The sequence below is a fragment of the Roseateles sp. P5_B10 genome (assembly GCF_056400485.1).
On the sequence record NZ_JBFULE010001759.1, the window covers coordinates 1 to 524 of the forward strand.

The following is a 524-nucleotide window of genomic DNA, read 5'->3' on the forward strand; positions in this document are numbered from 1 at the left end:
TCGCCGATGGGCCCGCTGCGGCTGAGTTACGGCAAGCCCGTTCGCAAGGCGCGGACGGATAGAATCGAAAAATTCCAATTCCAGATCGGGACTGCATTCTGATGATGAGCAAGCTCTTGCAATCGATGGCCCTGGCCGCATCGATGATGGTGGCCACCACGGTGGTGCAAGCCCAGGAACTGAAGATCGGCTACGTCAACAGCGAGCGCGTGCTGCGCGAGGCCAACTTGGCCAAGGCAGCCCAGGTCAAGTTGGAGACTGAGTTTGGCAAGCGCGAGAAAGACCTGCGCGATCTGGAGACCAAGCTGCGCGGCGCTGCCGAGAAGCTGGAAAAGGACGCGCCCACGCTGTCCGAAGCTGAGCGCAACCGCCGCCAGCGCGACATCGTCGAGCAGGAGCGTGACTTGCAGCGCAAGCGCCGCGAGTGGCAGGAAGACCTGACCCAACGCAAGAACGAGGAGCTGTCGGCCGTGGTCGAACGCGCCAACAAGGTCATCAAGCAGATCTTCGATGCCGAGAAGTAC

At 61.5% G+C, this 524-nt stretch carries 2 protein-coding genes; both read left to right on the forward strand.

All coding sequences use genetic code 11. From position 1 onward, the window contains the following. On the forward strand, positions 1-102 hold a 102-nt coding region (locus tag AC1DU6_RS35755; RefSeq protein WP_477863381.1), incomplete at its 5' end, for a BamA/TamA family outer membrane protein. Positions 103-104: 2 nt separating this feature from the next. Continuing rightward, on the forward strand, positions 105-524 hold a 420-nt coding region (locus AC1DU6_RS35760; RefSeq protein WP_477863379.1), incomplete at its 3' end, for an OmpH/Skp family outer membrane protein.